Raw genomic sequence first — 24731 nt, 5'->3', positions numbered from 1 at the left:
AGTCAAAGAGGCAGATACTGCCTCTTTTTTCAGAATATGCCGACTATGCTATTGCGTAACGCATTCAATGTAAATCGCTTCGCGTTAATCACAGTTTTACAGCAATTCGCGTATTTTAGACTTAGTGAGCTACCGAATTTTTATTCCGGCCAAGCAACATTACCACACCAATGATAAGTAACACCGGCCAAAACACACTCACGCCAGCAAACAGCAGACCAATTAGCGTAGCGACAACCGCAACACCAACCGCAGCAGCGACACTAATTGCAACAATGAAACCGACTACCACTAATAAAACGCAAACACCTGCCATCACTATCCACTCCAATGAACCACTCAATAAGTCATCTCCCATCATGATGTGTAGGTCAAAGAACTCTTCGCCAATACCGCCCAGAGCCTGACTCAACAACACCGCAATGAGTATTGCGATAATCAGATTTTTCATTACGACCTCCGGGGCAACAATACAACGGCTGCAATGTAAGCCGGCAACGTGATCATAGGTACGAACACTAGTCCCAGCGCGGCGCCTGCACGAACCCATACCGGGTCTACTTTGAAGTAACGTGCAACACCTGCGCACACACCTGATATAACGGCGCGGCTTAAATCCCGGGTAACTCTGTCGTTGTCATAAATCGTTTTCATGGCTTACATCCTCAGTGAATAGGTCAGGGTTGTGGCCCGGCACCTTGCCGGGCCTGATATCTGCTGCTTAAGCGACTTTTTTCGCTTTCAGCTCGGCTAATGCCTTATCGATATCGTCATCTTTCTTCAGCGCGTCAATTTCGGCCTGAAGTGAGCGTTTTGGCTCTGATGCAGTTAGGTCATAGGCATCTACTTTTGCTTCCAGCTCGTCCACGCGTTGCTCATAGTGTTCGAACTTGGCCATGACGCCTTCCATTTTGTCGCTGTGTGAAGCTTGCTTGGCCTGCATACGAACAACAGCTGACTCGCGACGCATTACCAGAGATTTTTGCTTTGCTTTGGCTTCGCTTAACTTCTCATTCAAACGGGCCGTATCGTCTTGTACAGAACCCAGGATTTCGTCTAATCGGGTCAGTTGCTCTTCCAAAGCCGCCTTCTTCGCTTCGATACTTTGTTTCTCGACCAGCGCAGCGCGGGCCAAATCATCTTTACCTTTACTCACTGCAAGCTCGGCGTTTTCCTGCCAGTGTTGCGCTTGCTTCTCAAGCGCCTCGACCTGACGGTTGAGCGTTTTTTGCTCTGCCAGGTGTTTTGCTGCCAGGCTGCGAATTTCTACCAGTGTTTCCTGCATCTCCTGAATGATCAGGCGAATCATCTTTTCAGGGTCTTCAGCCTTGTCCAGTAGTGCGTTGATGTTAGATTGGATGATGTCATTGATTCTTGTGAACATTCCCATGGTGTAGCCTCCAGTTTGATTCAATTCAAAATTACTTGATACTTGCTATAGGGATTACAATTCACGTGCCAACTTTTAACCTATTGTTTTTATTGAAAATTATTAATTCCCGATGTTCTAGCCGTTCCGTTTCATGCTGAATCGTTAAACAGATTAGTCAAATTGACCAAGCTATTAGCGATATTCACCAACGTATAAATTCGGCAGCTATTAATGAGAATTTGTGTGAGCTCACTCAGCGTAAACATGCGTAGCCAAAATTGATTTTGACCCAGCGCGTTCAGCTAATGGGTGCAAAGTGATATGCCTTCACGCAGCCGGGTTCTGGTTGGGATCCAGCAAAAACAGAGGTTAAAGAATGTGGGTGATCGAAGAGTACTGACAGGGAAGTTAACGAAGCAGCTTGCGGTTTCCGCACATAAAAAAACAGGTAACGTTTGACGGTTACCTGTACCTTCGGGAGAGTCCCGGATTGCCTGCATGATTAGCAAAATGCGGCTTAATTTTTTGTTTTACCGTTGTTATCAGCGACAGCGCAAAAGCAAAGACACTGAAACTCACTACCGGCAAAAACAATACATAGCTGATGAGTAAGGGCTGAGCGTACATCATGCTTACCTTGGTACTTATTCGTCAGCCGTGTTGCTTTCTTTCACTTCTTCTACTTTTGCCAGGTCTTGCACAGACACAGAGCCTACCGGAGCGTCAGACAGTGACAAATGGTAAGTCACGTTTGCGATGTTTTGTTGAACGCTGTTTGAAATCTCTGCCTGTGTTGTACTGACTGCACTTGAAATCAGGCTACCCATTAAACGTTGCAGGGCTGATTCATTAGCGTTTGCCTGAGCACTCATAGTTAAGCCTAAAGCGATAACTGAAGTCACAACGATTGATTTAAGTTTCATGATAATTTCCTTTTCAATAATAAATAAAAGATTAAGTTGCTTACGCTATAACTGATTGCGAAAGCTGTGCCAGCTTTGAAAAAACTCATAAACAACTGTTTTTATTGCGTTTTATTGAATTTTAAATTTTCTAGGACGTATTCCTCTAAACTAAACAAATCAACGAGTAGTGAAATTAACCACTCGATTGGTTAATTTAACCACAGCTAAAAATCAACGTGCCAGGCTCGCCACGGCGCTGCTGGGACTATTATGTAAAACCAGGCTAAAAACGTTGGAACAGGTTTGGGAATGCAATGGATAAACAGCGAATGGACTATGTGCAGAAGTGTGAAATCAGATAGGGAGGTTTAAAGCAATGAGAGCTAAATCTACAACGTTGTTAGGGCTACAAACAAAAACAGGTAACGTTTTTACGGTTACCTGTGCCTTCGAATCTGTCTTAATTTGCTGGTGAAGTGCGGTTTTATCTTTTGCTTCACGGTATTTACCAATGAGAGCAAAAACGCAAAGATACTAAATATCAACACCGGCAGAAACAGTACATAACTGATCAGTAATGGCTGTGCGTACATCATGCGCATACCAACCATTACTCTGCAGTGTTCTTGTCTTCCTCGCTCACCTCGTTAGAGGCAATTTCCTGTACCGACACTTTACCTACTGGCATGTCATTCAGTGACAAGTGGTAAGTAGTATTGGCAATGTTTTGCTGAACTTCCAGTGCAATCTCAGCCTGCGTAGCAGTGACTGCGTTTGAAATTAAGCTTCCCATTAAACGCTGTACCGCAGATTCTTCAGCATTTGCCTGAGCACTTACAGCAAGACCTAACGCAACAACAGCTGTCATAACAATTGATTTAACTTTCATGGTGGTTTCCTCTTCGTTTAGTTGAACAATGTCTATGTTGCCAACTTAATAGCGAAACCTGTGCCAGATCGTCTTTAAAATTTAACCGATTGTTTTAACTAGTTAATTTAGATCCCGTACCGAACCACCCAGACTGTACAAAAATCACACGATCCATTTTTTAGCAAATTAGACCAACCTTGTGGTTAAATTAACCAACAGAGGACGATTGATAGTCGTTAGCCCGTTGCGCAGTTTCTTTCATTGCTGCTAAGGCGTTCGTGAGCAGCTGGGGATCAGGCTGTTTGCCAGTGCCATTTTGACTCAGGTAACGGCGCCATACTCGTCCACCGGGCTGGCCCTGGAATAAACCGAGCATATGACGCACTGCGTGCCAAGGCTTGAAGTAAGGAGCGTCCTGGCGATCAATATACGACTGCATCGCCGCAACAATCTCCTCCCGGGTCAATACCGGCGTATCGTCCTGATAATAACGCTTGTCTACTTCAGCTAAAATATAGGGATTTGCGTAAACTTCACGACCAATCATTACGCCATCAACATGTTGCAGATGCTCGTCAGTTTGTGCCAGTGTTGTGATTCCGCCGTTAATGTCGATGGTGAGTTCCGGATGAGACTGTTTGAGCTGATACACGCGCGGGTAGTTTAGCGGCGGAATGTCACGATTCTCTTTAGGACTTAATCCCTGCAGCCAGGCTTTGCGCGCGTGCACAATAAACGTATCGCAACCGGCATTGGCAACCACATCAATAAAGCGGCTGAAGTCCTCGTATTCGTCCATGTCGTCTATACCGATGCGACACTTAACCGTAACCGGAATATCCACTGCCTTTTGCATGGCGCTAACACAGTCGGCAACCACCTCCGGTTGTGCCATTAAACACGCACCAAAACTGCCATTTTTAACACGATCAGACGGACAACCAACGTTGATATTCACTTCGTCATAGCCGTAAGCCTGTGCTTTTTCAGCACAGCGGGCCATGTCGTCAGGGTTACTGCCGCCCAATTGGACGGCAACAGGATGTTCTTCGTTGTTAAAGCCGAGATAATCGCCTTTGCCAAAGATGATGGCACCGGTTGTCACCATTTCAGTGTAGAGCAATGTATGACGAGATATTAATCGCAGAAAATAGCGGCAATGGCGGTCAGTCCAATCCAGCATGGGGGCGACAGAAATACACCGGTTAATGGCTTGCCTGCCGATATTTTCCTTACTTTTCTCAACTTCAGACACTGCGTTTATCTCTCATATCTCAGGTTAACTTACAAGACGCAAACTGACACCAGCGGGCACAGTTAAATGCGGGGCGCGAATACTAGCACATTTACCTGGCGCACGACATGGTCGAAAAGCAGGCAATATGTCGCTACACCCCAGTAACATGAATGTGAGTAGGATCCTGTCTTTGGTTAGCGATCGCGAGCAGTTTTAGTAGTTGTTTTATCTGAAGTTGCATACCAGACATTGAATTCGTCGTGTTCTCTAACCTTGTCCCTAAACGTTCATAAAGCGCCTCACGCCCCTTTAAATCAACAAATCGTCCTGCATTCCGTATCCGATAATAATCATAGGCGAGTGTCATTGCCGGCATTTCCAGTGTTTTTTTATCTGCTATGTCGATGGATACTTCCCCGAATAAAAGCGTAATAACATCAGCGATTGAATGCTCAGAAATGTATTTTGCCAAAGGTTTCGGCCATTCTTTACCAACAAAGCGATGATGAACAACACCTCGTAAATGCGCATCGGTAAACATCAGGTAATCATCCGCTTCAAGTATGTCGGGCCACCAAGCTGAATCTGTGCTTATCCTAAGTTGCTCCCGTTCCTTCCTGTATATTGGAAACAGGCTGTTGAACCCCGGAACTGAAGACTGAATAACAGTATCGACATCAGCAGAGTTGTCGCTGTTCAGGGTAACCAATGAATAACCCGGCACCCACGCTGCTAGAGACGGAACCTGAACATTTACCAGCCCTGTTGCGGATCCGGGCGTATGGGTGTCATATAAATGCATATGTCCGGCCATGTGAAGACGCAAACCCGTTTGCGCCAGCGCAGCTGTCGTCTCCGGCGTTGGCATTCGTTTCAACTGCATACTCGTTTCGCCGAATAAAGTCACCAGTTCATTTTTGGTGTCATCGTAGAAATCAGCCATGGGAAAGTGACTGAAAGAAACCAACCGTTTACCCTTTCGACGAGCTCGTTCAACGACACTTTTTATCCACTTTATAAGTTCAGGTTTGTAAACCATTAAGGCGTTATAGCCTGCATTTCCTGAGCCTTTGAATTTTCGGTCTGAAAGTTTCCCAACAGGTTCATAAACATTGGCATCTATAGCCAATAGCCATATGTCTTTTTGAGGCTCTACCACGTAACTCATATCGGGCATAAAAACACACGCGTCGTCGCTGTCGTTCTCACACCACTGCCACCCTCTTTTATCCAGATCAGTTGTGCCAAAAGGCGTTTCATAATACTGATCTTCGGATGAGGGAGAGAATCCATGTTGAATCAGTGTGCGAGCAATTTCTCTATACCCCCACTCGCGAAACGCATCAGAACATTGCCAGGCAGTATTACTAATACACTTTGGATGGTCATTACTGGCTACAACGACCTCTTTACCGTGCTTGTCGAGAAAATCTACTTTACCACCTGGCCGGGTGAAAGGCCTGACAGGATCGTGATTACCGTTAATAGCAAAAAAGCGCATACCGTATCGAGTGTGATACTCATCAAGTAAATTGGCCAACGCTTCAGTATTTGCGGGCTGACCGTCATCCGAGAAATCACCGGGGAGTGCGACTAACTCAATCCCCTTGTTAGCAAGCTCATCCAGGATCGCTCTAAGGACGAAATAATTTTCGTTAAACAGCCTGGTAGAGTGCAATTGCGCCTGCATACTGCGGATCAACACTGGCGACCCATTTGCAAGACGAGGTAGATCCGACGTATCCAGCTTTTTTGCACTGGCAACGACATCATGTAAATGGATATCAGCCAGAAAAGCGATTGTTGTTTTTGGCTGTTCTTCAATCACCCCACTTAGTTCATGTTGCGGCTCTGCATTATCAATAGCGCAGCCAGTCAAAACAAAATATGAAATTGCCACATACAAAGTTCGAATCAAAATGCGTCCCATTTCTCATGCCCCAGATCACCAATAAAGCACTATCAGATACCCAAAAAGTACCTGCCCAACTAACATTGACTTAGGTATTCCAAAAACGGGGACAGCTGTCGCTGTATGTAATAAAAATTTAATCTCAAATATGACAATTTCATTAAAATTAATGATTTAGCAATATATACCTGTCCCCGAATTGGTATTCCGCTCCTCTTCCTCGCACATGACCTGTGAGGAGGTATTCATGCAAATTCCGACAATTCTGCTTTTTACTTTGAGCTTTGTTCACACTGTTAGTGCTGCAAGTTTGAATGACTATCAGTGGATTGGATCTCATAACAGCTACAAAAAAGCATTACCCGAATCGGTTTATCAGTATTTAGTAGGTTTGGATAAACATGCGGCAACTCAGCTGAACTACGGTCACATTTCTCTCGAGGCTCAGCTTGACTCAGGTCTTCGTCAACTCGAAATTGACGTTGTGAATGACGTACATGGAAACCGGTACAGTCATCCCGAGCTCGCCGTTCGTTTTGGTGAAAACTGGTTAAATGACCAGGAAATCGAACAGCTTTCAAAGCCAGGATTCAAAGTACTTCATATTCCGCACGTCGACATGAAGTCCCACTGTTTCGACTTAACGCGCTGCCTTTCCAAACTTGTTCGATGGTCCGATGACCACCCTAAGCACTTTCCCATTGTTGTCATAATGAATGCGAAAGAAAGCCAACCGTCATTTATTAAGCGCCCGGCGCCCTGCCCATTCACAGCGCAGACTTTTAACGACCTGGACAAGGTTATCCGTGAACAGATGAAAGATAAACTCATTACACCAGACGCAATCAGGGGCAGCAGAGGAACTTTGCGAGAAGCAATAGTCAATGCAGGCTGGCCGGACGTGTCGGTCTTGCGAGGAAAGTTTCTGTTTCTATTCGACGGCAACAAATCGCAGACCAAGCGTTTTATGCAAGGCCATGCCGGACTCGCTGGCCGCGCAATGTTCACGTCGTTGCCTGCAGACGACTCTGGCGCAGCCATCATGATTGTGAACGATCCTGTCATCAACCACGGCGAAATTCTTCAATTGGTGTCTGATGGATTTTTGGTACGTACCCGAGCAGATGCTGATTTTTCAGCCTCCAGACAGGAAAAAAGCAAACAAAGAAAGGCCGCGTTCAGCAGTGGCGCTCAAATAATTTCTACCGATTTTTATCCCGGTTCTCCCCAGGCTTTGCGAGACAAATACGAAGTCAGTTTTGCCAAAGGGGCAGTACTGCGCACAAACCCTTTTTTTACTAAATCCCAAACTCAACATTTAACTCAGGAAAAACGATGAAAGCTCCATTCAAAAAACACGCACTGGCTGCTTCGGTAATCAGTGTACTGGGCAGTGTCTCAGGTATCACTCTCGCACAAGAACAAGCAGGTGAAGAGATTATAGAAAAAATCGAAGTGTCCGGCTTCCGAAGCTCTCTGATTAAAGCGAAAGACTTAAAAAAGGACGCATTAGGCTCTCAGGACACAATACTCGCAGAAGATATTGCCGATTTCCCCAGTTTGAATCTGGCCGAATCCTTACAGCGGGTTCCGGGTGTTACCATCACGCGTGAAGCTGGTGAGGGACGTCAAATATCACTTAGAGGCCTCAACGCAGACTTTACCCAGGTCCAACTCAATGGCATGGAGGCACTGGGTACATCATCTTCTCCAATGGACAGTCGCGGCACTACCAACAACTCGAGGTCATTCGATTTTAATATCTTTGCCTCTGAATTGTTCAATCAAATCGATGTGAAGAAGTCATATTCTGCCGATATGGATGAAGGTGGTATAGGCGGAACAGTTGGGCTACATACCGCCAAGCCATTTGACTATGACGGATTTAAAGGGGCAATCAGTGCTCAGGCCGGTCAGAACTCGAATACTGACGATACCAGTCCACGTATTGCCGCTTTGGTCTCAAACACCTGGGATACGTTTGGCGCCCTTTTTTCCATCGCCTATAGCAACCGGGATACCAGTGAACAAGGTTACAATACTTATCGTTGGCGACCTCGAGATGCACAAGGCTCAGATATTTCGGCCTTGTCAGAAGACGATCAAGCCGCCGTAAACAGCGGTAAACTGCGCTTCTCTCGGGGTAGCCGTTATTCGCTTTTCAACAGCGACCAAACCCGCATTGGTGCGACCGTTGCGTTACAGTATCGACCGTCTACCGAGCTGTCTTTTGGTTTGGATGCCCTGTATGGCAAACTTGAAAACGATCGGGCTGAATTCCATCTACAGAGCCGTGGCTCAAGCTCCACAGCTTTAGGGTGCACAGGGCCCGACTATGATGAGGGGGCTCGCTACTATTGCTCTGCGCTTACCAACATTGAATACAATCAGAATAATGAAGTGATTTTTTCTGAATGGAGTAATACCGCATTGCATTCAGAAAGCCGTGATCAATCCGCTGAAACTGAAATTACCCAATTGGTATTTAATTCTGACTGGACTATTAGTGCAGATCTCGCAGTGTCAGCACTTGTCGGTCATATGAAAAGTGAGTATGAAGATAATAGCGCCAAGGTATATCTTGAATCATTTGCCAATATGACGATAGATTATCGCCCCGACCGCTTCTACGGTAAAAACACCTACATTGACGGCTATGACCCAACAGATATCAATGCATTCCGGTACCATGAAATCGATTTGTTGGAAAACTATGTAGAAAACAGTTTTGATGTAGCCAAAATTGACGCCGACCTATTTCTGAATGAGGACAGCAGTATTAAGTTCGGATTGTCGTACAAGCAATTCAAACATACCGACAATTATCTGCAAACCGATAACCTGATGCGTAGCGCTTGGCAGTCAGGCGACGTTGACGATGTCATTGATGCTGCAAACGTTTACGTTAACAACAGTCATGAACGCCAGTCCTGGCTGAGCACTGATGTCAATGCAGTGTTGTCTGATTTCAATATTGATCGCAATGGCACGATGAGCCGCACGCCTAACAATGTAGAAGAAGAAACCAAAGCTGCCTATGCACTCTATGATCTCGACATGATGTTAGGTGAAACGACTCTCCGAGCGAATATTGGCATTCGTTACTATGAAACAGACATATCTTCTACCGGACTGGTGAATGACACCAACTACGTCACGATAAACAGTAACTATGATGGCTTTCTGCCATCAATGAATGTTGCCTGGTATGCGAACGATAACCTGGTACTTCGCGCCAGCGCAGGAAAAAACCTGACCCGTCCGACGCTGAACAATCTGGCAGTAGGCGGTAGCATTAATACCGATCCTCTGGCTGGTTCAAGTGGCTTATCAATTAGCTCGGGCAACCCGTCACTGCAACCATTCGAAACACTGAACGTTGAAGCAGGCATCGAATACTACTTCGATGATGTCGGGTATGCTTCACTGTCTTATTTCCAAAAGAATATAGATAACTTTATCGCCACCGTTACTATACCAACGCCTTATGGTGAAACCGGCTATCCGTCTGCTTTGATTGAAGGTGCGGTAGACGAAAACGGCGACCCACAATCAGTCAGCACGCTGTATAACGTCTCTCAGCCACAAAACCTGGAAGACAGTGACTTTAATGGCTGGGAAGCAGCTTTCCAAAGAGATTTTGATTTTCTTCCCGCTCCCTTTGATAAGCTTGGAACGATAGCCAATTACACCTACGCCGATGGTGAGTCAGTCCACAATATTCTGGTAGACGGGCAGGCAGTTCAGGTTTCGCGACCATTTTATGGGTTATCTAAAAACACGTACAACTTAACTGTTTACTATGAGACTGACAGTTGGGGCGCGCGCGTATCTGCAGCGCATCGGGATGAGTACCTGACTCAGGTTGAAACATCAAGTAGTGACCAGGATGAAGCAGGTTTTCACGGCACAACGTATTGGGATTTTTCAGCGTTTTATAACATCAATGAGAAGCTCAAGGTTAGCCTTGAAGGCATAAACCTCAGCGATGAACGCGAAGAACAATATTCAGACTCAGATAACCGCTTATACAATACAACGCTTAGCGGTCGTACTTTTTATCTGGGTGTGACTTACTCACTGTAACCAGATTACGCACGCGTTAAAGGGTCTTATTTAAGGCCCTTATCTCAATAACAACGAGTTCCCACCGGCAATAAACAAATTCAGTTAGTATCGATAAGTTATCCCAACATAGTAATCTCTTCCACTTACAGCGGTATTGTAGGGGCGATGGGCTGAATCTGAATATTGAATTTCTCGCTGATTTGTCAGGTTTGTTGCCTCAAACCGCACTTCCCATTTATCGCCTATATGCCAGGCCACTACCGCATCCACATACATACTGTCTTCAAAACCTGTTTCATCTTCGTCCTGAAGTGTTCGGCTGTCCACGCGCGCAATATAGTCATCCCGATAGGTCACTGACAGCCTTACACTCAGGTCGTAACTTTCCCAATATGTAGTCAGATTCGCGAGCCAGGGAGATAAAAAGGGCAACCCTTTAACCGATAATAGTTCACCAGTGTCGGTATTGTAGTATCGTACTTTACCCCGTGTATAACTCACAATTCCAACAACACCAAAGTGATTTTGCGGATTCCCAGGCCAGGTCATGTCAATTTCTGCACTGGTTTCAATACCGTACAACCAGGACTGCTCTGCGTTTTTTGCACTCACCAGAGTGACTTCACCTGCATCTGGAAGAGATATACTTCCATTGTAAGCAGCTAGTTCAGAAACAGGCTTAGTTTCGTTGACATAAACAATGTAGTCGTCAAGAAACTTCGAAAATGCATTAATAGCGAATCGATTATTGTCAGAAGCATATTCTTCCCACGCTATGTCCAGATTGTAAGCACTGTAAGGCCTGAGTTTTTCATTGTAACCATAGAGAATATTCTGTTCTTCGTCGAACCGGACGCTGGTGGTAAGATCGTCCAACTGCGGTCGCCCCAATGTTTTGCTCAAGGCTAACCGCAGCATGCTTTCCGCCGATATTGAATATCGAAGATTAAGAGCCGGAAGCCAATGTGTTCGGCTCAAGTAGCGATGCAATTCAGGCTCGGTATCTGATGCACTTACGGCTATGTTTTCGTGCTCAATTCTCAAGCTGGGATTCACCTTCCAGTTACCTGAACCTAGAGTTAAAGACGAAAACAGGCCCAACCTATGCTCGTTAATTTCATCCCGCTCTGCTCTCTGCTCAGCCCGCATAGCAACATCGGATTCCTTTAAGGCGCCTATATTGTTTGGCAACCCAAATGCATTAAACACGGCACTGGTGTCTAACGTCAGCCAACTCAGTCTCGGGTGCGAGTTTAGTGGACGACTCAATTCAATTGGTACAGTGCTCTTCAAGCTCCCTTTTTCCCAGTCATTCATTAACAGGTCCTGAATATCAAACAGATCTGTCTGGTTGTTGAAAGACACCCAATCAACGCCAACCTTCCATTCTCTACTGACATCTTCTGCGTATGAAACTACGTAACGCGCATTGAAGAACGCTGTGGTCGCAAAATAACTCTCGGCATCCAGTTCTTTCATTCGCCAAAAATCAGCCTGAGTAAGATCCGCCTTGTAATTAATGTTGGCAAAACGTGAGTATTTTCCGCGGTAATCTACTGAAATATCAGTAGCGCCCTGCATGTAAGCCTTGTTACTTTGAGGTATATCGTAACGCGCTTGCTCCCAGCCAATAACGCCTTTACCTTTTAACGTCGGTCCCCACTGGTTAGCCAGATTTATTACCCATTGATTGTAATTGGTCGCCACCTGCTGATAACGGCTTTCCGTGCCCACTTGCCCGTTTAAATAGTCGGCATAAACAAGTTCATTTTTTTCATTAACAACAGCATCAACAACCCGCGTTTCATTTTCGATGACCGGAGTGGAACGATAGCCCCTTGGGTAGAGATGATATTCGAATCGCTCCCCACTCAGCCTGCCATAAAGCCAATCTAGCGAAACATGAGCAAAGTCAGATTTATATTCAATTGAAGCGCCAATGCCTGTGCGATCCATGTCGCTTTGCCAAACCGAATAGCGATTTCCCCGAGGAACGAAAAGCTCGCCATTCTGCCACTGTTCTGCAATGTTGGCGCTCAGTGCTGATATATCAGCGCCATCCGGTCTGATTTGTCGCCAGCGGAAGGTATTCGCCCCCATTTCCTGATAGTCGCGCGTCCCATAGACTACAGAAAATAGCGCGCCCCAGTGTCCACGAGTATTCGACACCATGGCAGATATTCGCTTGGACAAAGAGTTTACAAACTGATTATTCCCTCCCTGGGCAGACACATTCCAATGTAGTCCTGGATGATCAAAAGGATGGGCGGTTGAAAGTGCAACAATACCTGCCATGCCGCCAGTGGGAAGCTCTGCATCGTAGGTTTTTAACACCTGAATTTCACTAAACAGATCGGTAGCAAATAAATTCAGGTCGAATGAGCGATCTCTTTGCTTTTGCAGACGACTGTCCATAGGTGAATCATTGTTAGCGAGCACTGTCATGCCGTTTAGCATCACCAATGTAAAATCCGGACTCAGCCCCCGCAGCATTATTTGCCGCCCTTCACCAGCCTCACGGGTAATTGACATCCCTGGGATGCGTTGCATGGATTCGGCGAGATTACGATCGGGATAGCTTGCTAAATCACTTGAAACGATGACATCAGAAATAACATCATTACGACGCTTTTGTTCACGAGATGCCCCCAAAGATGCCCGAAGCCCTGTTACCGAAACCTCTTCGATTGGTGTTTGCGATACCGTATTTTCTACACGTCCGACAATGACACCATTGCTGGTAATTCGATACTGTAAATCGGTAGACTTCAGTAATATTTCTAGCGCCTGGGAGAGCGTATATTCACCACTAAGAGCTGGTGCGGTGACGGCGTTGTATTCGGCACTCTCTGTCATAACAGACTGCCCAAAACGCACTGACAATTCACGCAAGCTTTCGCCCAGACTTTGGACTCGAGTATAGATGCGCTTAACGGGTTGCTTATCGTTCGAAGATCCATTGGCATGTGGTGCCACTATGAAAAAAGCGGCGGCCAGTACCATGAAGAACAAACGATTTACACCGGCCCGCAATGAACACCTCTCCATTACAAGCCGGTCAGTCTGACACCGTAAGTACGAATATGTCGCTGCGCTCTTCCAGTGTGAAACCATCTGAGGCAGCCAGCAGTTTTAGACTTTTATCAGCATCTACTAAATTAAAACGTCCTGCTATGCGCTTTCCTGTTTGACCTTCGACACGGACAGGCTTTGAGAGATACCTTGAAAGTTGCTCAGCAACAACATCAACAGGTTGATTGTCTACATCCAGCCAACCACTGCGCCACTCCGGCAACAGTTTGTCATCGATACGAAAAGTATGATGCCAATTCCCATCCATAAGGACGACGCCTTCCCCTTTAATGACCGTCAGTGACTTGTCAGCAAAAACGCGTACCACACCTTCATAAACTCTAATCACGGTCTGGTGCGCCAACTTATCTATATCAAACGCCGTCCCCACAACCTGAATTTTAGTTTCATTGACATTCACGACAAAAGGTCGCTCTGTTGAATGTGCTACATCAAAATACGCTTGCCCTTTGTTGAGTCTTACTTCTCGTAATATCTCGGTGTGATTTACTTCAAGTGATGAATTTCCGCTGAGATAGACCACAGATCCGTCTTTTAATACGGTAGAGTTTGGCGATGCATTGGGAGTGAATAGCGTTAACTCCTGACTGTGTTGGGCTTTTTTTACCGGCAACGGCATGTCTTTGGTCGCCTCGTTAACTTCTCCCAGTCCAACTATCAGCATAACGATTGCCGCACTGGCAGCCAAGCCATACCAGACACCAGCAAAACGGCGTTTTCTGCCAGGCGTAGTAACAGCAACAGGCGTGTTCGATCCGTGCTCTGTGCCGCTTTGCTTAGCCAACTCAATGGCCGCCAACGCGACATCAGGCTGCCCGATTGCAGTGGCAATACGGGTAAAAGCCAACTGATGCTCAGGTACAGTTAACCAGAGTGACAATTCCTGTTTGCCATGTTCATCCAATTCTTCAACGCGATCAAACCAGTCTGCAGCCTGTTCTAAATGATCCTTACTTGCCATCAGTGCCTCTGTTGCCCTATACCCATTTTGTAGAGGCGATTTTTCACCATTCGGGGACATAAATTAAAGTTATTCTGTACCATCAGCCCAACCCGCTTCTTCCAATCGCAAAGTGAGTTCAACCATAGCTCTGGTCAGGTGCTTTTTCACAGCTTCCACACTGATATCGAGTGCCGTTGCAATATCGTCGCGACTCATACCGTCGACCCGGCGCATGATAAAAACATCTCTGCGCAAAGCGGACATATTCGCTAAAACTGTTTCGATAAAAGCCAATTTACTCGCATTTTGATACTGGGTATCCGGGCTATCATTGGCGGCCTCCATATCTACGCAGTGCCACTCTACCGCATTCGGTACGGCTTTCCGTTGGAAATCATAAAGTACTGACTTGGCAACAGTAATCATGTATGCCAGAGGGTTTTCAAGCTCTGCAAATTTCACACTTTTACTGGTGCGTAATAAAGTTTCTTGTAACACATCCTCAGCGACAACAGGGTCGCTCGTCAAACCACAAATAAATGCTTTTAAAGCATTTTGAGTGTGGTCTGTCGTTGATTTTACCAAGCCTTGCCAATCAGCCTCATTTGGGGAGTCTTTCAAGGTAGTCTTCACCCGAAAAATACAGAATCGGCAACATTAATACAGATTTGTGACAATGAGATGATCAGGGCTCTATGAAACCTCAACCTGTCTTGCCCGTTGCTCGATGCCACACAAAGTTTGCAATGCCGCCATGTAAATTTTATGTTATTCGATACCACTTTATCTTTTTCTTGTTTTACAGGCTGGTAACATTGCCCAAGTCGTCTCATCACTGCATTATGCCAAGCTAACATCAGTAAACATTCAGGGAGCGTGTTGTGACGTTTCAACATTCTTACAAATTAACTTTTTCCGCAGTAGTATCCGCGTTAGTCCTTAGTGCTTGTGGACCCGCTAACCAGGCAGAGACTGCTGCCAGTAGCGCAGCAGCGCCAGCTACACAAACAGCAAGCAAGGATAAAAGTGGTTTAGCCGAACCACTGGTTGAGCATATCTACACTGCCGACCCTTCAGCGCACGTATTCGAAGGCCGTCTCTACATTTACCCTTCACATGATGTGGAGTCTGGCATTCCGGAAAATGACAACGGTGATCACTTCGACATGCGCGATTACCATGTGCTGTCTATGGACGAAGTGGGTGGCGAAGTCACCGACCACGGTGTCGCGCTTTCAGTAAAAGATATTCCTTGGGCAGGCCGCCAGTTGTGGGCGCCTGACGCAGCCTATAAAGACGGTACTTATTATCTGTACTTCCCGTTAAAGGACAAACAGGATGTATTTCACATCGGCGTAGCAACCAGCGACAAGCCTGGTGGTCCGTTTACCGCACAACCAGAGCCCATTGAAGGCAGCTTCAGTATGGATCCCGCCGTCTATAAAGACGACGACGGCAGTTACTACATGTATTTCGGCGGCATTTGGGGTGGGCAATTGCAGCGCTATGAAGGCGGCACCTACAACCCAGAAGATGTATATCCGGCTGACGATGCGCCTGCAGTAAAACCGCGCATTGCCAAGATGGCGGACGATATGTTGTCATTCGCCGAAGCGCCAAAAGAAGTGGAAATTCTGGATAAAGACGGCACGCCTATTTTACAGGGTGACAACGACCGCCGTTTCTTTGAAGCCGCCTGGGTGCATAAGTATCAGGGTAAGTATTACTTCTCCTACAGCACCGGTGACACCCATAAAATTGTTTATGCCATTGGCGACAACCCGTATGGCCCATTCACCTATCAGGGCGTCATCCTAAAACCCGTACTCGGTTGGACAAACCATCACTCTATCGCCAAATTTAAAGGTAAGTGGTACCTGTTCTATCACGACAGCTCGCTATCTGGCGGTAAAACGCACCTGCGCAGTGTGAAAATGACTGAACTTACTTACAACCCGGATGGCACCATCGTGACCATCGATCCGTACCTGGAGCCGTAATCATGTTGGAAACGACTATGAACTCATCCGATACCACCACCAGCAATGACAACATTGGTTTTGTGGTATTCATTAGTATTGTTGCGACCATCGGCGGTTTTTTGTTTGGCTTCGACAGTGGCGTTATTAATGGCACTGTCGACGGTCTGCAAAAAGCCTTTAATTCGGCGAGTGCCGGTACGGGTTTCAATGTATCCAGTATGCTATTGGGTTGTGCGGTGGGCGCGTTCTTCGCCGGTCGCTTTGCCGACAAATATGGACGTCGCACGCTGTTAATTGTAGCCGCTGTATTATTTATTGTGAGTGCCTGGGGTTCCGGCATTGCAACGTCGTCATTTGAATTTGTTATATACCGCGTGCTTGGTGGCCTCGCCGTGGGTGCTGCGTCGGTGATGGCGCCGGCCTACATTTCCGAAGTCTCGCCAGCCCGTTATCGCGGCATGCTTACCAGCATTCAACAGATCGCAATCATCAGTGGCTTGTTCGCCGCCTTTTTGAGCAACTACTTGCTGGCGGGCGAAGCGGCTGGCTCAACCAACACGCTGTGGATGAATTATGAAGCCTGGCGCTGGATGTTCTGGATCGAGCTCGTCCCGGCATTCTTGTTTTTCTTTATGCTGTGGTTCATCCCTGAAAGCCCGCGCTTTCTGGTATCCAGTGGTGCAACAGATAAAGCTACGCAGGTACTGACTAAACTTCAGGGCAGCGAAGCCGCCACACTAAAACTGGCGGAAATAAAGCAGTCTCTGGCTAGCGACCACCAGCCGCGTTTGTCAGACTTAAAAGAAAAGGCAACGGGTAAAGTCCGTCCGATTGTATGGGTAGGTATTGGCCTCGCCGCGTTCCAACAATTAGTGGGGATTAACGTGGTATTTTACTATGGCGCGGTACTGTGGCAAGCCGTTGGCTTCTCCGAATCAGATGCTCTGCTTATCAATGTTTTAAGTGGTGCCATTAGTATTGCAGCCTGTGTTATCACCTTGCTTGTTATCGATAAAATTGGCCGTAAACCACTGTTAAAGTGGGGTTCGGTTGGTATGGCAATTACCTTGTCGGTAATGGTCATTGCGTTCCTGAATGCCAGTCAGTCACCTGATGGCAAACTGGTACTGGGTGACTGGGGCACCACAGCACTGGTAGCTGCCAATATGTACGTGTTCTTCTTTAACCTGTCCTGGGGACCTGTGATGTGGGTAATGCTGGGTGAGATGTTCCCGAATCAGATCCGGGGTTCAGGCCTGGCCGTCAGTGGACTGGTGCAATGGGGTTCTAACTTCGTGATCACCATTACTTTCCCAATGCTATTAGCGGGTATTGGCCTGGCGGGTGCTTACGGTTTCTATGCGTTGTTCGCACTGCTCTCCGTATTCTTCGTGGTGAAGTTAGTCAACGAAACCAAAGGCAAAGAATTGGAGCATATGGAAGGGTAACGACGCTCCTGTTTCCAAAGCCCGGCCATGACTTGACCCCATGCGCCGGGCTTTTTTATTTTCGCGTTCCGCCCGATTATAACGTTTCTATGTCATTATCGTATTTAAGGCCCAGTGTGTTACGGATACTATCCAGTGTATCCATGACACCCACACTGTCGGTATGAGACATACGTTTATCGCTGCTCTCCTGCTCAGCAATCAGTTGCATGGTTGCTTCTATTTGATATTCAAACCCGTTAGCACGATGGGTAAACGATTGTGCTTCAATACACTCGTCATCCACAAACAGACTGCAACCGAGGCCTTCCCAGAAACGCCCGGGAATATGAATAAACCCTTTGCTGCCGTGAATGGTCATCACGTTACTGCACTGGGCATTAATGGTACTGACAAACTGGCTCACCGCACCAGAAGCATACTGCATGGTCACAAATGTATTGTGATCCACTGGTGCGCCTGCTGGTGTGGTTATAGCACTCACCTGAACAGGGTTTTCCTCCAACAGGTACTGACTGATACTGACACTGTATACCCCGAGATCCAGCAAACTGCCACCTGCTAAAGCGGGGTTGAGTAATCGGTGCGTAGCGTCGCCACTGAATTCAAAGCCAATTTGCGAGGTAATGTATTGCAACTGGCCAATTCGCCCCTGTTGAATCCACGCTTTTACCGTTGCGAAACAAGGCATAAAGCGGCTCCATAACGCTTCCTGGAACACGCATTTATGTTGTTCTGCCAACGCCACGAGTTCACGGGTTTGGGATGCATTAACCGTAAGCGGTTTCTCCAGCAATAAGTGTTTGCCGGCAGCCAGTACTTGTCGCGCGACCGGATAATGATGGCTATGCGGTGTGGCGATATACACAACATCAACCATAGGATCGTCCACCAATGCCTGATAACTGCTGTGCAGCACGCTTGCGCCATTCTTGTCGGCAAAGGCCTGACCACGTTCGGTATTTCTGCTAGCCACCGCGTAAAGCTCACCTTGCGGTAATACCTTTAACGCATCGGCAAATGTTTGGGCAATATTACCCGGGCCTATTACGCCCCAACGGCATGTCATGTTGAATTTCCTGTTCTGTTTACACCCACTAAAACACCAAGCTTACCTTGCCTTTTACCGGGAAAGGAAAAGGTCGGTTTCAGAAATTTCGTATTGCAATTACTTAATCTGCAATTGCCTTTTATATGTACGCCATGCCTGTATATTGGCAACAACTACTTGTATTACAAATGATAAAAGGAACAAGGCATGCCTGATAACACGTTTACCAAATGGCTGTGTGCTTGCGTCGCTATTATTGCAAGTTCTAGTCTAACAGCGTCTCCCCGGGAACGGGTAGACCTGAATAACGACTGGCGTTTTTACCGGTATGCCGACAACCAACAAGCCGACGCGCTAATCTATGATACACGTCCGGCGGTAGAGGGGTTTAACGATAGTCAGGCTGCCGATACGCGTCCCACCGATGCAGTCTCCATTTCCAGTCAGGCAGATATTTTAAAGCCCTGGATACTGCCATCCGGAAACGCATTTATTAATGATCCAGCCAAGCGACACACCCGTCCGGCAGGTAACCCGGGTGAGGATTTCCCGTTCGTTCAGCACGACTTTAACGATGCCGACTGGCAGGCAGTCACCTTACCCCACGACTGGGCAATAGCAGGTCCGTTTTACACCGGCGACAACCCAAAAGTCGGCGGGGGTATGGGGCGTTTACCCAGTCATGGTGTGGCCTGGTATCGCAAACAATTTACCCTTTCAGATACCGACAAAGGTAAGCAAATTTACCTGCATATTGACGGCGCAATGTCTTATTCCATGGTGTGGTTGAATGGAAAATTAGTGGGCGGCTGGCCTTATGGATACAGTTCGTATCGTTTGGATCTTACCCCCTATGTGTCAACCACCCGCCCAAATCAACTGGCTATTCGCTTAGACAATCCGCCTCAGTCTTCGCGTTGGTACCCCGGAGCCGGCATCTACCGCAACGTGTGGTTGGAAAAAACCTCACCGGTACATGTTAGCCAGTGGGGCACACAAGTTATTACGCCCCATGTCACTGCTGAAAGCGCGGATATATCCATTAAGACCGGATTAACAAATAATACTTCATCTGCCCGCACGGTCACTATGCAACACGCCATTTATGAACTGTCCGTCGATGATCAATTAAGCCGCACACCAGTGCAAACGCTGACATCCGAAATAGTCACTGTGCAGCCGGGCCGGGATCAAACATCAACCTCATTCACTAAGCTGGCTAATCCCAAACTGTGGGGACCTGCCCCGCAACAAACACCGCATCGTTATGCCGTTGTCACCACCCTTAAAGAAAACGGCAGCGTGCTCGATCAGTACACCACGGCATTTGGCATTCGGGATTTGCAATTTGATCCGAATAAAGGGGTGTTTATTAATGGTGAGCACATTCCTCTGCAAGGCGTCAATCAACACCACGATTTAGGCGCATTGGGCGCGGCGTTTAACTTACGTGCCGCAGAGCGTCAGTTAGAAATATTGCAGGAAATGGGCGTGAACGCGATTCGCATGGCGCACAATCCCCCCGCCCCAGAACTGCTAACGCTCACCGATAAAATGGGTATCCTGGTATTAAACGAATCCTTCGACAGCTGGTATAAGAAAAAGACGCCGCTTGATTTTCATCTGATTTTTGCCGACTGGCACGAACAGGATCTACGCGCGTTGGTGCGTCGGGATAAAAATCATCCTTCCGTGATCATGTGGTATATCGGCAATGAAGTCGGTGAGCAGTACACTGGCGAAGACGGCGCAAAAGTGGCGCTGGCACTAAAAGCCATTGTAAAAAGCGAAGACCCGACACGCCCTGTCACTGCATCCATGAACTGGGCGAAAGCAGATTTTCCTTTCAGTGCAGCAATGGATTTAATCAGTCTCAACTATCAGGGCGAAGGAATACGACAGGCACCTGAGTTCGAAGGGACTAATCGCATTCGCACGCCCCCCTCTTACCCGGCATTTCACAAGGCCCATCCGGACAAAGTTATCTTGTCGAGTGAAACTGCTTCAGCTTTCAGTTCCCGCGGTATTTATTTATTCCCTGTTACACCGGAATTCAGCGCGCCTGTGCGCGACGGGCGAGGTGGAGACTCCCGTATTCATCAGGTCAGTAGCTATGAATTACATGCCGTCGACTTCGGCTCATCTGCCGACAAGGTATTCCGCTATATCGATACACATCCATACGTTGCGGGGCAGTTTGTGTGGAATGGATTCGATTATATCGGAGAGCCCACGCCTTATTATTCAGCGCGCAGTTCCTATTCGGGCATGATCGATCTTGCTGGTTTCAAGAAAGACCGGTTTTATTTGTATCAAAGTCAGTGGCGGCCAGACCTCCCTATGGCGCATATTCTGCCTCATTGGAACTGGCAGGGCCGTGAGGGCGAAATCACACCTATTCATGTATTTACCTCAGGCGATGAAGTAGAGTTATTTATCAATGGCGAGTCCAAAGGGCGTAAAAAGAAAGCGCCACTGGCATACCGCATTAGGTTCGATGACATTCGCTACACACCTGGCAGTGTGGAAGTGGTTGCCTATAAAGACGGTAAGCCATGGGCCCATGATCGGGTTGAAACCACTGGCCCTGCTGCAGCTCTTTCAGTATCTGCCGACCGCAAGGTAATCCATGCCGACGGTCACGACTTGTCATTCGTTACGGTAGATATTGTTGATGAGGCAGGCCGCTTCGTTCCTACTGCGACCCACAACATTGCCTTTACCCTTAGTGGACCTGGGCGCATTGTGGCCACCGACAACGGCGATTCCACTGACTTTACGCCATTTGTGTCACACCAGCGCAATGCGTTTAGTGGCAAGGTACTGGTTATCATTCAGAGTGAAAACCACGACAGTGGAGACATCATTCTTACCGCGACCAATAAGGAACTGGGCACCACGTCACTGCGGATTCGGTCGAAATAGCCTGCATATGAAACAGAGGCAGCCACAATGATCGGTTTTTATAAGCGGGCTCTCTACGGCCTGCTTATATTACTTGTTACCAGTATTGTTCTGGTTCTGATTGCTCTCGACCAGACGTTTCTGAGCAGTCCGCTCATGCCTCGGCAAGCAAGCACCTATGATTGGTTCAGTGAGACGGATACCGACCAGTATGACGGCGGCAGTTCAACCGCTTTCCTCAGTGACGACAGCTTTTTACTGGATGCTGAATTGCGCTTGACCGAGACGATAGAACGCCCGTATACCGCCGTATCCATGGTTTTTCACGATGCCAACAACCAGCGTATACACCGTGATCTCAGCGCCTATCAACAAATCACCTTTCAAATAAAGTGCTCCACCAACACTGTACTGACGATGCTTGTGTACACGGTAGATCCGGTCATTACCCAGCCTCATAACTATCTGACTTACCGGGCACCCCATAGCTATTTCAACTGCAGTAGCCAATGGCAACCCGTTACTCTGGACCTTACCGATATGACCCTGCCGGCGTGGTGGCTCCATATGTTTAACCTGAATCTCGCCGATAACGGATATTCACTGGAGCAGGTCGCGAAAATTCAACTCGGCACCACGGCACAAAGCCCGCTCAACGAAACGATTCGGGTACAGGTAAATTCCCTGACCCTGCGCGGTGAAGATTGGCAAACGTTGTACCTTACAGCAGGCCTGTTGATACTACTTTGGCTGGGCTATATCGTTTGGTTTGTGCGTGCCCATGGCCACGCGTTGGTGTCGGGGTTACAACACAAAATCCTGAGCGAGCGCCCACTGGTTGCTTATCAGCAACTCTCGTTAGCCCCACATCGCAATACACCCAGCGATGCCATTATCCGGTATCTGGCTGAACATTTTTCAAACCCGGACCTCAATGTGGAAATGGCTGTTAATGCCCTCGGTATCAATCGCACCAAAATGAATGAGTTGTTAAAAACTGAACTTGGTCTGACGTTTACGGGGTACCTGAACAAACTTCGCTTAGCCGAAGCCAGTCGCTTACTCTCGGAATCCGACAGCTGTAATATAGCCGATATTGCCTATACGGTAGGCTATAAAAACATCTCTTACTTCAACAAACTGTTTAAAGAGGAATACGGCTGCACACCGAAATCCTTTAAACAACACTTCGATAAAGCCAGCTCTCCGCAAAACGAACAGAATAGCCACTAACATTAATCGCAAATAAACTAACATTATTTGCAAATCACAATAAATACAGTGAGCTACGTGTATGTTAAGACAACAACATTGAGTACCCTGACATCCTCATACCAACAAGTGAGTTGACATAAAAACACGAAACACAACTCGCCAAAACAATAATCAGAGGCCTGTTCCATGACATATCGCAGCGGTATTGTGCTACTCCTCACCCTGTTCCTCTTTGCCTGTGGCGGTGGTGGCGCGAGTACACAAACGCCTCCTACGCCTAATACGCCGGCTCCGTCCAATCCTGGCAACGGCGGAACGCCAGATACCTTGTATCCGGACTACAACACCACACCACAGCCTGCCGATATGACGGGCATGGAAAAAGATGCGCAGCAAATTGCCGCTGATATCAGACTCGGCTGGAACATTGGTAACACCATGGAGGCCACCGGTGGTGAAACGGCCTGGGGAAACCCGGAAGTCTCTGCTGCGCTCATTAAGCTGGTCAAAGACAGTGGTTTTAATGCCATTCGCATTCCTCTGGCGTGGGATCAATACGCCGATCAGGACAACGCAAAAATAGACGACGCCTGGTTAGACCGCGTGCATGAGGTCGTGCAAATGTGTATCGATGAAAATCTCTATGTACTGGTAAACATTCACTGGGATGGCGGTTGGCTGGAAAATAACGTCACCACTGAACAACAGGACAATGTGAATGCCAAACAACGCGCATTCTGGCAGCAAATTGCGACTAAGCTTCGCGACTTCGACCAAAAGCTCCTGTTTGCCAGCGCGAACGAACCCGCCGTTGAAGATGCTGAACAAATGGAAGTGTTACTGACATACCATCAGACCTTTGTCGACGCGGTGCGCGAAACCGGCGGTAAGAATGCCTACCGTACCTTAGTGGTTCAGGGCCCCACTACCGATATTGAAAAAACGAACGATCTCTGGACCCATATGCCGGTCGATACCATTACCAATCGCCTGATGGCAGAAGTCCACTTTTACACGCCCTATCAGTTTACTCTGATGCGTGAAGACGAAAGCTGGGGGGCACAATTTTACTTCTGGGGCGAGGCTTATCATTCAGATACTCAACCTGAACGCAACGCGACATTTGGTGATGAAACACTGTTGGAAGAGCAGTTTGCGTTAATGAAAGTGCAGTTTGTTGATATGGGCATTCCGGTTATTCTGGGGGAATTTTCGGCCATGCGACGCACCAACCTGACCGGCGACGATCTTCAACGTCATTTAGACAGTCGGGCCTATTACCATCAGTACGTAGTTGAAGCGGCGTTACGTAACGGCCTGCTACCCTTTTATTGGGACAACGGCAGTCTTGACGCCCTGAACTCAGGTATATTCAACCGTCAGCAGAATACCGTTTCCGACCAACAAACCCTGGATGCGCTGTTAGCCGGTGAACAAGCCGCCCCGTAATACCAGTTTGGGAAGGGTAACCCACCTGTGGGTTACCGGACATAGCCTGCCACGTCCTGTTGGCAGGCTATTTTCTTCGCAACGTTAAATTCACTCCACCGGGCTTTCAATGCTCTACGTTTTCAGCGCTTTGCAATCGAAACAACCAGCCCCGGCTGACTGCGGTTGCTACGGCATACTGACCCATTCAGGGGATACGGCAAAAAGCGCCGCGTTACCAGTCTAACAATCGGTTGTAATCCAGATAACCAAACTCCAGAGGGTAGCGCGCTTTATACCAT

The 24731-nt window shown here is 47.4% G+C and carries 18 protein-coding genes; 7 read left to right on the top strand and 11 right to left on the bottom strand.

Annotated features, from left to right (window positions below; genetic code table 11):
- Positions 1-121 precede the first annotated feature (121 nt).
- The 7 genes from AC4MRN_RS03120 to AC4MRN_RS03090 form a co-directional block, all read right to left on the bottom strand.
- The gene (locus AC4MRN_RS03120; protein ID WP_370240082.1) at positions 122-451 is read right to left on the bottom strand and encodes a hypothetical protein; all 330 of its coding nucleotides are present in this window, start codon (positions 449-451) and stop codon (positions 122-124) included.
- Positions 451-654 (bottom strand): PspC domain-containing protein, encoded by a 204-nt coding sequence (locus AC4MRN_RS03115; RefSeq protein WP_073325228.1) that lies wholly within the window; start codon positions 652-654, stop codon positions 451-453. The genes AC4MRN_RS03120 and AC4MRN_RS03115 overlap by 1 nt, the downstream gene beginning before the upstream one ends.
- A gap of 67 nt (positions 655-721) precedes the next feature.
- Entirely contained in the window at positions 722-1390 is a 669-nt protein-coding gene (gene pspA, locus AC4MRN_RS03110) for a phage shock protein PspA (RefSeq protein WP_073325227.1), read from the bottom strand.
- 626 nt (positions 1391-2016) lie between these two features.
- The gene (locus AC4MRN_RS03105) at positions 2017-2295 is read right to left on the bottom strand and encodes a hypothetical protein (RefSeq protein WP_073325226.1); all 279 of its coding nucleotides are present in this window, start codon (positions 2293-2295) and stop codon (positions 2017-2019) included.
- A 592-nt stretch (positions 2296-2887) separates the two neighbouring features.
- Positions 2888-3166, bottom strand: coding sequence for a hypothetical protein (locus AC4MRN_RS03100; protein WP_073325225.1), 279 nt, complete (start codon positions 3164-3166; stop codon positions 2888-2890).
- Between the two features lie 190 nt (positions 3167-3356).
- Positions 3357-4403 (bottom strand): tRNA dihydrouridine(20/20a) synthase DusA, encoded by a 1047-nt coding sequence (gene dusA, locus AC4MRN_RS03095; RefSeq protein WP_073325224.1) that lies wholly within the window; start codon positions 4401-4403, stop codon positions 3357-3359.
- 133 nt (positions 4404-4536) lie between these two features.
- Complete coding sequence (locus tag AC4MRN_RS03090; protein WP_491202491.1) at positions 4537-6315, bottom strand: metallophosphoesterase family protein; 1779 nt, start codon at positions 6313-6315, stop codon at positions 4537-4539.
- A gap of 229 nt (positions 6316-6544) precedes the next feature.
- Between AC4MRN_RS03090 and AC4MRN_RS03085 the strand changes: the two genes are divergently transcribed.
- A complete protein-coding gene (locus AC4MRN_RS03085) occupies positions 6545-7636 on the top strand; it encodes a Ca2+-dependent phosphoinositide-specific phospholipase C (protein WP_073325222.1) in 1092 nt (363 codons plus the stop codon).
- Positions 7633-10383, top strand: a complete 2751-nt coding sequence (locus AC4MRN_RS03080) for a TonB-dependent receptor (protein ID WP_491202490.1) — start codon at positions 7633-7635, stop codon at positions 10381-10383. Before AC4MRN_RS03085 ends, AC4MRN_RS03080 begins: the two co-directional genes overlap by 4 nt.
- 84 nt (positions 10384-10467) lie before the next feature.
- Here AC4MRN_RS03080 and AC4MRN_RS03075 read toward each other — a convergent pair whose 3' ends face one another.
- From AC4MRN_RS03075 to AC4MRN_RS03065, 3 genes are all read right to left on the bottom strand, one after another.
- The gene (locus AC4MRN_RS03075) at positions 10468-13413 is read right to left on the bottom strand and encodes a TonB-dependent receptor (protein WP_491202489.1); all 2946 of its coding nucleotides are present in this window, start codon (positions 13411-13413) and stop codon (positions 10468-10470) included.
- 10 nt (positions 13414-13423) lie between these two features.
- Positions 13424-14419 carry a FecR family protein gene (locus tag AC4MRN_RS03070; protein ID WP_073325219.1) on the bottom strand — a complete coding sequence of 332 codons (996 nt, stop codon included), beginning with the start codon at positions 14417-14419 and terminating at the stop codon, positions 13424-13426.
- Positions 14420-14488: 69 nt separating this feature from the next.
- Positions 14489-15022, bottom strand: a complete 534-nt coding sequence (locus AC4MRN_RS03065; protein WP_162359764.1) for an RNA polymerase sigma factor — start codon at positions 15020-15022, stop codon at positions 14489-14491.
- A 260-nt stretch (positions 15023-15282) separates the two neighbouring features.
- Between AC4MRN_RS03065 and AC4MRN_RS03060 the strand changes: the two genes are divergently transcribed.
- Positions 15283-16401: a glycoside hydrolase family 43 protein gene (locus AC4MRN_RS03060; protein WP_073325218.1), complete on the top strand. Its 1119-nt coding sequence runs from the start codon at positions 15283-15285 to the stop codon at positions 16399-16401.
- Positions 16402-16418: 17 nt separating this feature from the next.
- Complete coding sequence (locus tag AC4MRN_RS03055) at positions 16419-17831, top strand: sugar porter family MFS transporter (RefSeq protein WP_370241556.1); 1413 nt, start codon at positions 16419-16421, stop codon at positions 17829-17831.
- 76 nt (positions 17832-17907) lie between these two features.
- On the opposite strand, the gene AC4MRN_RS03050 is transcribed toward AC4MRN_RS03055, so the two are convergent.
- The gene (locus AC4MRN_RS03050; RefSeq protein WP_491202488.1) at positions 17908-18900 is read right to left on the bottom strand and encodes a Gfo/Idh/MocA family protein; all 993 of its coding nucleotides are present in this window, start codon (positions 18898-18900) and stop codon (positions 17908-17910) included.
- Positions 18901-19089: 189 nt separating this feature from the next.
- Here AC4MRN_RS03050 and galB point away from each other — a divergent pair, with 189 nt between their 5' ends.
- The 3 genes from galB (at position 19090) to AC4MRN_RS03035 (ending at position 24450) form a co-directional block, all read left to right on the top strand.
- Entirely contained in the window at positions 19090-21807 is a 2718-nt protein-coding gene (galB, locus tag AC4MRN_RS03045) for a beta-galactosidase GalB (protein ID WP_491202487.1), read from the top strand.
- Between the two features lie 27 nt (positions 21808-21834).
- Positions 21835-23019: a helix-turn-helix domain-containing protein gene (locus tag AC4MRN_RS03040; RefSeq protein ID WP_491202486.1), complete on the top strand. Its 1185-nt coding sequence runs from the start codon at positions 21835-21837 to the stop codon at positions 23017-23019.
- A 168-nt stretch (positions 23020-23187) separates the two neighbouring features.
- The gene (locus tag AC4MRN_RS03035; RefSeq protein WP_491202485.1) at positions 23188-24450 is read left to right on the top strand and encodes a glycoside hydrolase family 5 protein; all 1263 of its coding nucleotides are present in this window, start codon (positions 23188-23190) and stop codon (positions 24448-24450) included.
- Positions 24451-24731: the final 281 nt, after the last annotated feature.

This window comes from Marisediminitalea sp. (genome assembly GCF_984433645.1).
The sequence above is the reverse complement of the archived record's forward strand: the minus strand, read 5'-3'. Positions and strand labels throughout refer to the sequence as shown.

What these genes read in the sequence shown, in the direction of transcription:
- AC4MRN_RS03035 (WP_491202485.1), top strand. Translation starts at nt 23,188, where the DNA reads ATGACATATCGCAGCGGTATTGTGCTACTCCTCACCCTGTTCCTCTTT.
- galB (WP_491202487.1), top strand. Translation starts at nt 19,090, where the DNA reads ATGCCTGATAACACGTTTACCAAATGGCTGTGTGCTTGCGTCGCTATT.
- AC4MRN_RS03100 (WP_073325225.1), bottom strand. Translation starts at nt 3,166, where the DNA reads ATGAAAGTTAAATCAATTGTTATGACAGCTGTTGTTGCGTTAGGTCTT.
- AC4MRN_RS03085 (WP_073325222.1), top strand. Translation starts at nt 6,545, where the DNA reads ATGCAAATTCCGACAATTCTGCTTTTTACTTTGAGCTTTGTTCACACT.
- AC4MRN_RS03040 (WP_491202486.1), top strand. Translation starts at nt 21,835, where the DNA reads ATGATCGGTTTTTATAAGCGGGCTCTCTACGGCCTGCTTATATTACTT.
- AC4MRN_RS03080 (WP_491202490.1), top strand. Translation starts at nt 7,633, where the DNA reads ATGAAAGCTCCATTCAAAAAACACGCACTGGCTGCTTCGGTAATCAGT.
- pspA (WP_073325227.1), bottom strand. Translation starts at nt 1,390, where the DNA reads ATGGGAATGTTCACAAGAATCAATGACATCATCCAATCTAACATCAAC.
- AC4MRN_RS03075 (WP_491202489.1), bottom strand. Translation starts at nt 13,413, where the DNA reads ATGGAGAGGTGTTCATTGCGGGCCGGTGTAAATCGTTTGTTCTTCATG.
- AC4MRN_RS03120 (WP_370240082.1), bottom strand. Translation starts at nt 451, where the DNA reads ATGAAAAATCTGATTATCGCAATACTCATTGCGGTGTTGTTGAGTCAG.
- AC4MRN_RS03105 (WP_073325226.1), bottom strand. Translation starts at nt 2,295, where the DNA reads ATGAAACTTAAATCAATCGTTGTGACTTCAGTTATCGCTTTAGGCTTA.
- AC4MRN_RS03115 (WP_073325228.1), bottom strand. Translation starts at nt 654, where the DNA reads ATGAAAACGATTTATGACAACGACAGAGTTACCCGGGATTTAAGCCGC.
- AC4MRN_RS03090 (WP_491202491.1), bottom strand. Translation starts at nt 6,315, where the DNA reads ATGGGACGCATTTTGATTCGAACTTTGTATGTGGCAATTTCATATTTT.
- AC4MRN_RS03050 (WP_491202488.1), bottom strand. Translation starts at nt 18,900, where the DNA reads ATGACATGCCGTTGGGGCGTAATAGGCCCGGGTAATATTGCCCAAACA.
- AC4MRN_RS03070 (WP_073325219.1), bottom strand. Translation starts at nt 14,419, where the DNA reads ATGGCAAGTAAGGATCATTTAGAACAGGCTGCAGACTGGTTTGATCGC.
- AC4MRN_RS03055 (WP_370241556.1), top strand. Translation starts at nt 16,419, where the DNA reads ATGAACTCATCCGATACCACCACCAGCAATGACAACATTGGTTTTGTG.